2 protein-coding genes and 1 pseudogene are annotated in these 1,496 nt (G+C 63.4%); 2 read left to right on the top strand and 1 reads right to left on the bottom strand.

What is annotated here, in order from left to right; translation table 11 throughout:
• Positions 1–35 precede the first annotated feature (35 nt).
• Positions 36–278, bottom strand: a complete 243-nt coding sequence (locus tag EV668_RS11705) for a hypothetical protein (protein ID WP_133770209.1) — start codon at positions 276–278, stop codon at positions 36–38.
• Positions 279–520: 242 nt separating this feature from the next.
• Between EV668_RS11705 and EV668_RS24770 the strand changes: the two genes are divergently transcribed.
• Both EV668_RS24770 and EV668_RS11700 read left to right on the top strand, forming a co-directional pair.
• Entirely contained in the window at positions 521–691 is a 171-nt protein-coding gene (locus tag EV668_RS24770; protein ID WP_166652433.1) for a hypothetical protein, read from the top strand.
• Between the two features lie 607 nt (positions 692–1,298).
• A pseudogene (locus EV668_RS11700) lies at positions 1,299–1,496 on the top strand (EamA/RhaT family transporter); the annotation flags it as partial.

Here is a 1,496-nt window from a genome sequence, read left to right as displayed (position 1 = left end):
GCCATGGATCGGATCGCGACCCTGCTCCTACAGGCTCAGGGGCCTCGTGCGCCGGACTGGATGCCGCGCTTGTCGCGATGACGGCGTTCGAGCCAGTACGCGAGGGGCCATCCTCCGACGATGATGCCGACGATCAGGATGGCGGTTCCGACGGGGCTGATGGTGGCGTCGAGCCAGTCCCCTATGCCCGGCACCGTCCTATTCAGCACCCACGCCCATCCCGCCATCACGATGATGAAGAGGACAAGCGTCACGAGGCGTTGGAGGAGAAGGCTCATTGCAGCGTTGCCGGGCGGGCTAGGGCCATGCCGCATCTAAGCACGAAACCGAGGCGATGGGCAGGGGGCCATCTCGAGGTCCTCCCGCTCGCTGTCCTCGTCTTCCTCGCGGCGATCGTGGCAGCGCCGCTTTGGCGATGGATCAATACCTCAATCGGGTGATTGACCCGGCGGCGTGAGCGCGCACCGTAAGAAGCCGATCGCGGAATGCTGCCGGCCCGAACGACTACAATCCGAGGCCCATGTTGAAAGACGATGAGATCAAAGCGCTGCGTGCTCGTGTCGAACAGGGGGAACAGCTTACCAAGGACGAGCAGCTTCTCGCGCTGCGCGCTCTCCGGAGAGCAAACCAGCTGATCCAAGAGGCTCAACGCGGCGGCTATCTGCAAGGTGATTGCGAAGGCGCGGAGTGATACCGGTCGGGCCGCGCAGCCATCTGCTTATCCTCAGGCCCGTGTAGCATCAGGCGGATAAACCGGGCCGTACGGACCCCACAGCCTGGCAATTGCAGCAATTCGCACTCGGTGGCGTTCTCGGCGCGCTGCCCATGCTCGACGAGGACGGTAGCCGCGCGTGCGGCCAAGCTTCCTGAAAAACCTTCTGCGAGTGCGAAGGCTTGCCCCCTGAGGCGCCAAAACTGGTAGGTTGCTCGATGTGACCGAATATTCTCGAAAGCCAATCGCACCTTTTGCATCGACGGAGACCTCCCTAGTTTTTCTTCTCTGCCTTTGATCCGGGCCGCCTTCCTCAGGGCGCCCAGGCTACTCCAGCCTCGTAAGCCTTCACCCCTCGGATTTTCAACGGCTATCCGCGCCGAAGACCTCTTCGACGATGCCGGGGCGCTTGTCTGCCATGCCGAGCAGCACGCGGGCCGGTCCGGTGAGGCAGCGGCGGCCTCGCTCCCACCGTCCCGAGTGACAGTCTCCGATCTGCCCAGAGGTTTCGGCCGTTGCCCACAGTTCTGATTCTGGATAGGTCCAGCTCCGCCGGATCAACTGCGTCCGTCGCCACGAGGATCGGGTGTTGTTCACCAGCGTGAGGCGCGACGGGCTACCGCTGGGAACGCTTGGTGGCATCCTCATGATGCTGCTCGGCGTTCTGCTCTTCGCCGTGAATGATACGCTCGGCAAGTTTCTCCTCGGCACCTACGCAGTGGGGCAGCTTATGCTGGTGCGCAGCGTCGCCGGGCTATGCGCAATGGCGCCCTTCATCCACCGC

The organism is Enterovirga rhinocerotis, from assembly GCF_004363955.1.
GTDB classification, from domain to species: Bacteria; Pseudomonadota; Alphaproteobacteria; order Rhizobiales; family Beijerinckiaceae; genus Enterovirga; species Enterovirga rhinocerotis.
This window is presented reverse-complemented; position numbering and strand designations above follow the sequence as displayed.

What these genes read in the sequence shown, in the direction of transcription:
- EV668_RS11705 (WP_133770209.1), bottom strand. Translation starts at nt 278, where the DNA reads ATGAGCCTTCTCCTCCAACGCCTCGTGACGCTTGTCCTCTTCATCATC.
- EV668_RS24770 (WP_166652433.1), top strand. Translation starts at nt 521, where the DNA reads ATGTTGAAAGACGATGAGATCAAAGCGCTGCGTGCTCGTGTCGAACAG.